Origin of the sequence: Flavobacterium resistens (assembly GCF_900182645.1) — a bacterium.
GTDB lineage: Bacteria > Bacteroidota > Bacteroidia > Flavobacteriales > Flavobacteriaceae > Flavobacterium > Flavobacterium resistens.
Genome location: NZ_FXTA01000011.1, coordinates 1 through 5,129, shown reverse-complemented (window position 1 = coordinate 5,129; position 5,129 = coordinate 1). Strand labels below are relative to the sequence as shown.

Annotated in this window: 3 protein-coding genes; all 3 read right to left on the bottom strand. The window is 32.3% G+C overall.

All coding sequences use genetic code 11. The features are described from left to right. A partial coding sequence (locus FN795_RS21300) for a non-ribosomal peptide synthetase (protein ID WP_142452502.1) occupies window positions 1–3,152 on the bottom strand: 3,152 nt, incomplete at its 3' end. A gap of 5 nt (window positions 3,153–3,157) precedes the next feature. Then, complete coding sequence (locus tag FN795_RS21295) at window positions 3,158–4,762, bottom strand: MBL fold metallo-hydrolase (RefSeq protein WP_142452501.1); 1,605 nt, start codon at window positions 4,760–4,762, stop codon at window positions 3,158–3,160. A 1-nt stretch (window position 4,763) separates the two neighbouring features. After that, on the bottom strand, window positions 4,764–5,129 hold a 366-nt coding region (locus tag FN795_RS21290), incomplete at its 5' end, for a phosphopantetheine-binding protein (RefSeq protein WP_208743588.1).

The following is a 5,129-nucleotide window of genomic DNA, read 5'->3' as shown; positions in this document are numbered from 1 at the left end:
GCCTCTTGCTTGAGAACAGAAGTCCAAACATCAACTATAAGTTGCTCCTCTTTGTTTCTTGGGGCTACATAATCTTTTTTGATGATGTCTTCTCCAGTAACACTTGGGAGGGCTTTTCTGTCTATCTTGCCATTAGGTGTCAAAGGCAGACTTTCTATCTCTACATAAAAACCAGGAACCATATATTCAGGCAGCTTGTTTTGCAGATAAGTTCTAAGCTCTGATTTGTCAATCTCTGTTTTGGATACATAATAAGCCACCAAAGTTTTGTCCTGGTTGATTTCTTTGGCTTCAACTACAATCTGTTGCATATCCCCTGAATATCCAGATATGGCCGTTTCTATCTCTCCTAGCTCTATACGGTAACCTCTTATCTTGACTTGATGGTCGTTTCTGCCCAAGAATTCAATGTTGCCATCCGGCAGCCACCTGCCCAAATCACCGGTATCATACATTCTTGTTCCTTTTATAAAAGGATTCGAAATGAATTTCTCCGCTGTGAGTTCTGGTTTGTTTAAATAACCTCTGGCTACTCCTGCTCCAGATACATACAGTTTTCCTGTAACACCTATAGGCAATGGTTGCAATGACTCGTCTAAAATGTAAACCTGTGTGTTGGAAATGGGACTCCCTATGTTATTACTTTTAAATTCAGAAATATTAATATTACAAACAACATCTATAACAGTTTCCGTTGGGCCATAATGATTGTTAATTGATGCCTTAGGAAAATTTTCTTTTAAAGTAATAAATATATTTTCTTCAAAAATTTCACCGCCTACACAGATTGTTGATATCGAATTGGTCGAGGGTAAAGTTTTATTTACGTATAAAATATTTTTGAAATAACTAGGAGTTCCTTGTAATATTGTTACTTTATTTTTTGCAATAAAATCAAAATAATCATCACTTACTAATTCAATAGAAGGTAATGGAATAATTATTCTTCCTCCAATCATTAAAGGTAGAATAATTTCAAGTATAGAAACATCAAAAACATAATTTGTATTAAAACAAGTTATAATTGAACAATCCAGTCCATATAAACTTTTTTCAGTTAATAATTTATCCAATAAAGAACTATTCTCTACCATCACCCCTTTAGGATTACCGGTAGTTCCTGAAGTGTAAATAACGTAGGCTAAATCGTTAGGCTTATTTATTTTTAAGGCATTTGATTTACTATATTGTTTTTGTTTTTTGTAAAAATTTCCTAATTCTTGTTCATCAATAACAATTTTACAGTTACTGTCTTTTTCTATGTAAGCAATCCTTTCTTGAGGGTAACTTGGGTCAATTGGCACATAAGCGGCACCTGATTTTAGTATCCCAAAAATAGCCAGTATCATTTGCTCGCTTCGCTCTAACTTTATTCCGATCAGATCGTCGGCTTGTATTTTGTAGGTTTCTCTTAAATAATGTGCTAATTGATTTGCTTTCTCATTGAGTTGTTTGTAAGTCAATTGTACTTCTTCAAAAACAACAGCGATGTTATCTGGAGTTTTATCGACTTGTTCTTCAAATAAATCGATGATGGTTTTATCTTTCGGATAATCAACTTTGGTATCGTTAAACTCTACTAATAATTGTTGTTTCTCATCTTGAGTTAAATAATCAATGCTCTCAATAGCTTTATCTTGTTCTTCTATACATTTGGTCAATAAATTTTCAAAATGTATAAACATTCGCTCTATCAATTCAAGATCATAAATATCTGTATTGTACTCAATTGACAAGTCCAATCCTTCTGTTTCGGCAAATGTAAAACTGATATCAAATTGAGCGGTATTGTTGATAAAATTATAGGAATCAACCTGAAGACCAGATAATAATTCTTCACTTCTTAGTCCAAAAACTTGCTGCTGATTTTGCAAAACCACCAAAACATCAAATAGTGCCGAACGGCTCATGTCTCGTTTTAGATTTAGCTTACCTACCAACTCATCAAATGGATAGGCCTGGTGCTCGTATGCTCCTAATAAAGTTTCTTTTTCCTGATTTAATAATTCTAAAAAGCTATTCTGCTCTTTAAAGAGTGTTCTTATTGCTAGTGTATTTAAATACAAACCTATTTGATGCTCCAGATCAGGATGCTCACGTCCTGCTATAGGAGTCCCTATTACAATATCATCTTGACCACTGTATTTATGCAAAAGCACTTTGACTCCTGTCATAAGAGTCATAAACAAAGTGGATTGGTGTTTCTCTGAAAAACCTTTGAGTTTGTCTAAAAATGACTTGGAGAATTCATGTGTTAAACTTGCTCCATTATAAGTTTGGACAGATGGTCGTTTTTTAAAACTAGGTAAATCTAAAACAGGTAACTCTCCTGAGAATTGATTCAACCAAAAATCTTCTGATGATTTTAGTTTTTCTTGTTGTAATTCTGAATTAAGCCAAACCGCATAATCTTTGTATTGAATGTTTAATTCTGGTAAATTGGCTTGTTTTCCTTGTAGTAAAGAATTATAAATTTTTACTATTTCTGATATTAACAACTGCATCGACCAACCATCGCCTATGATATGGTGCATCGATAAGAAAAATATATGTTCTTTTTCTTTTAATGTTATTATTGACCCTCTAACAAGTGGTGCTTTTTCCAAATCGAAAGGCTCCTTGTTTATTTCTTCTAAATAATCCGAAACCGACTCATGCTGGTTCTTCTTGTTTAAGAAACTCTTTTGTGTTATGCTGAAACTTACCTGCTCGGTTGGGATGATAAATTGACTAACTTCCCCTTGATCATTAGATTTAAAAAACGTTCTTAAAATTTCATGACGCTTGATTAATAACTTAAATGATTCTTCAAATTTATCAAAATCAACAGTTCCTGTAAGCCTAACTGCTGCCGGCATATTATATGCCAAAGAACCACCCTCAAGTTGGCTCAATATCCATAAACGATTCTGTGAGTTAGTTAGAGGATAGGCAGCTTTAATTGGAGATAATGGTATTGAAAAAGGATTATTTATATCGCTTTTCGAACTTTTTAGAAATTGTATTAACTGATCCTTGTTGTTTTTTATCTGATCATAAATTACCGGATCTAAATCATCTGTATCATAAAATACTTCAAGTTCATCATCATTTAAAACAATATCAATTGATTCTTTTTTTAATTCTATTAATAAATCCCTAATCTTATCCATAATTTTTATTTTCTTCTTTTATATAATATCTCCTTTTCTCCAAATAACCTTTCAGCAATTATTCCTCTTGAAATACATTCCTTAATTAAATTATTAGATTGAACGATAGGATTAGACTCATCAGTATATTTTATACTACTTACAAACTCGCACCAAGGCTCTTGTCCCATAGCATATACATATACTTCCGATGGATTAAAAGTATTTACCAAATGCATTCCTTTTTTGCAATCAGATCCTGCTAATCTTCTGGACTGGTCGTGTTCTTTTGACAATTCGTTTACAACGAGTGGGCCATACAACCAAGTTAGTGGAGCACCATCACATTCCATACCAAGGAAAATAACATCCACATTTCCAATCAAGGCTTGAGAATGTTCGTATAATTTCTTTTCTAATACTCTGGAATCAGCTACAAAAAGTAGAGAAAAATCTTCAATCTTAACATGAAAGCACATTTTAGCTTTAATATCTAAGTCACTGTGTTCTCCAGTAAACGGAATCCCTGTAATATTACAATCTGAAAAGTTTATGGTTGAAAATTCTTCAAGTTCGATGATGTTATTAAAACCAATAGCATTAAACATTAATTTTAGGCTAGGATCTTGAAGATGTCCTCCACCTGAACGTGGAACAATAATATTTTTTACTTTGTGTCTGAGCGGCAAAAGAGTCTCAAATAAAATGTGATCTTGGTGGTTATGAGTTATTAAAATATAATCAATAGTTTCTGGCAATTCATAATCGGAGAAATGTTCCACACTTGATTGATAACCATAATAACTGATTAATGGATCAACAAGGATACTAATTTCTCGTGTCTCGATTAATATGCAGGCATGGCCAAAATATCTCATTCTAATACTGTCCCCTTCATATTTTGTATAAGGAACAGATGGAGTTTCAGTAAAAAATGACTGAAAAAGAGTATCCTCAGTTTCATTTAATTCCCCAATCATTTTTCTTATTTCATCATAAGGACGTGGAATTCGCTTCATTTTACTTAATTCATCTATAAAACTATCTTCAAAAGGGATATTTAAATGTAATATGTCATCCTCATCCAGTCTAGGTGTACTCAAACAAAAGGGGCGTGAATCGTTATTTGTAACCCACAATGCTATACTTTGATTTTCTTTGTTATAGTATTTACTCTTATATAAAAGCTGCTCATAAAATCTAAAAGAAGGATTTCCATTTAAATCATATATTAATTCTACATAGCCTTTTAAAATATCGGGTACTACATCATACAAATCTTCTAGTGATTGTCCCTTGGCTTCTTTGTTTAACAATAAAACTAGTTTTCTAATTGCTAAGGATAGACTGATTAATTCCTTTTGGTTAATAAAAGTTGACTCGATTAATTTTTTTATGTCCTCTGATCTATCTTCTTTGTAATCCATAAAAGGACCACCCAGCATTTTTGGATTCTTAACGGCCTCACTATGTAATACAGGGGATTCAATATAAGAATTCATTATTTCAATGTGCCTCTTTGTTATATTCATTGATGCAGTTGACGGTGATATGAGGTGTGTCCATGCATACCATCTTTCTATTAAGGGTTCAATTACAACATTTGGTTTTAAATAAACTAAATTTTTCATTTTAAATAATTTTTTTTGATTTTCTATTTTTATTCGATAAACTTGAATTCAATGAGGCAATAAGAGCTGAAATATTTTCAATTTTTGGATTAGCAAAGAACTCTCTAATCGTCAATTTAACTGAAAAATATTTTTGAGTCATATTTAAAAACCTGATTACATTTAAACTATGTCCTCCTAGCTCAAAGAAATTATCGGTTACGCCTATTTTTTCTATTCCTAATACTTCTTGCCATATTTCTACCATTTTTTCTTCAATGGCATTTCTTGGAGCTACATATTCTTTTTTGATGATGTCTTCTCCGGTAACACTTGGAAGGGCTTTTCTGTCTATCTTGCCATTAGGTGTCAAAGGCAGACTTTCTAT

Coding starts and splice junctions, on each gene's coding strand:
- FN795_RS21295 (WP_142452501.1), bottom strand. CDS start 4,762: ATGAAAAATTTAGTTTATTTAAAACCAAATGTTGTAATTGAACCCTTA.